The sequence below is a fragment of the Mesorhizobium sp. M1A.F.Ca.IN.022.07.1.1 genome (assembly GCF_003997575.1).
Taxonomy (GTDB): domain Bacteria; phylum Pseudomonadota; class Alphaproteobacteria; order Rhizobiales; family Rhizobiaceae; genus Mesorhizobium.
Window position 1 is genome coordinate 1 of the sequence record NZ_RZST01000589.1, and the last position, 1,769, is coordinate 1,769.

Annotated in this window: 1 pseudogene; it reads right to left on the reverse strand. The window is 66.4% G+C overall.

Annotated elements, in window-relative coordinates:
• Window positions 1-1,769, reverse strand: a pseudogene (locus EOA75_RS32480) (AsmA family protein); the annotation flags it as partial.

Below are 1,769 nucleotides of genomic sequence, written 5' to 3' on the forward strand. Positions count from 1 at the left end.
GCCGGACACAGTCGCCTTGTTGATGGCGCCGCTGAGCCCGCTCAGCACCAGAAGCCCATTGCCGAAGTCGGCATCGCTGGCGAGCGAAGCCGACGTGCCGGTGCCCATGCCGGGCAGCCCGACACCTGTCGTCATCAGCCATGGCTCGATATCGGCGGCGTCGAGATTGACCTTGCCCTTGGCGGTGGCGCCTTGCTCTGTCTCGGCGATGGTCCCGTCAAAGCTCGCCCTGAAATCGTCGGCCGTCAGGTTGAAGCTGGTTGCCAGACCGCCGCCCAGCGAGCCTTTGGCCGTGATATCGGTGGTGGCCTGTCCAAGCATGCCGAGCGGCAGCGCCGGCAGGCCGTAGAGTGCAAGCAGCGTGGCGGCGTTCTCGTTCCTGGCATTGAAGGTGATCGATACCGGCGCATCGGGAAGCCGATCCCGCGTCCCCCTGCCCGAAAGCGAAGCCGAGAAGGCGGAACCGCCGGCCTTGCCTTGCGCGGAGAGCGCGAGTCCGGTGGTGCCGTCGCCATTGTCGGCGGCACTTGTCACCAGGTCGATCCGGGCGTCCTGGAACAGCTCCGGATAGGCAGCAACACGGGCAGCCAGGCCTTTCAGAACCTCATTGTCCGGATAATGCTGGGCTGCGACATCTATGAGCGGCTTGAGATCGACGGCCACCACGGATGCGTCGAGCTTGCCGGTCGGGCTTTCCGGAAAATCCTTGATGCGCCCGGTGGCGCTGATCGAAGCGCCGGCGAGCCCTCCGACCGAGAGCCGGTCGATCTCGAGCAGGCCCTTGCGCAGCCTCAACGCCGTATCCACTCTGTCGGCGGTCAGCCCGGCGGCGCTGACCGGGCCCGCCTTGATCTGGAAATCGAGGTCGCGGTCGGAGAAGCGGTTGGCGCCCTTGTCGCTGACGAAGATCGAGGCGAAGGCGGCCAGCCCATCGACGTCGAGCTCGCCGCCCTCCAACTGCATCAGCACCGAGGGCCTGGCGCCATCGGGCTGGCTGGAATCGATGCGGCCGGAGAATTTCGCCTTGCCGAGGATCAGTTCGAGATCGCTGAACGACTGCCGGTTCTCGCTGAGATCGACCTTGGCCTTGAAGCCCGCCGCCGGCAGCCGGCGGATCGCGTCGTCGACATCCTTCGACAGCCAGGCGGCGAAACCGGACGGCTGTCCGACGGCAAGCAGCAGGGATCCGGTGAAGCCGAAATGGTCCTCGACGTTCAGCATGCCGTCGGCTTCAAGCGTCGCCCGGCCCGGCAGTGTCGCGGCGAGCGACTTCACCGACCACCCGCCTTCGGCCGGCTCCGCCGAGAGCCGCACGTCGCGAACCGTGGTATCGCCCGCCACCACGGCCGGCAGCCTGACCTCGACCGTGCCCGGTATCGTCGGCTTCGGCATGTGCTGAAGCGTCTGCTCGAACGCCGCGATACGCTGGTCGAGCGTCAATCCGGCACCTGCGGATGCGCCCACCGCCTCGTCGAACTGCACCTGCGCGCCGTTCGCTTCGATCGAAAAATGCGGTTTCAGGCCGAGATCGACCGAGGCCTTGCCGTCGGCGGTATAGGGGTTGTCGAGCGGTCCGGTCTCGAAGCGGAATTCATCGACACCGAGCTTCTGATGGTCGAGCGCGAATTTGCCGTTCAGCCGGAAGCCGGGATCGGGCTTGCCGGCGCTGACCTTCACGGGCTCGCCGTCAGTGCCGCGCAATTCGGCCGAGCTCCTGTCGGCCCCATTCTTGTCAGAGGCGCGGCGGTCTATTCCGGTCAGTTCAAGGT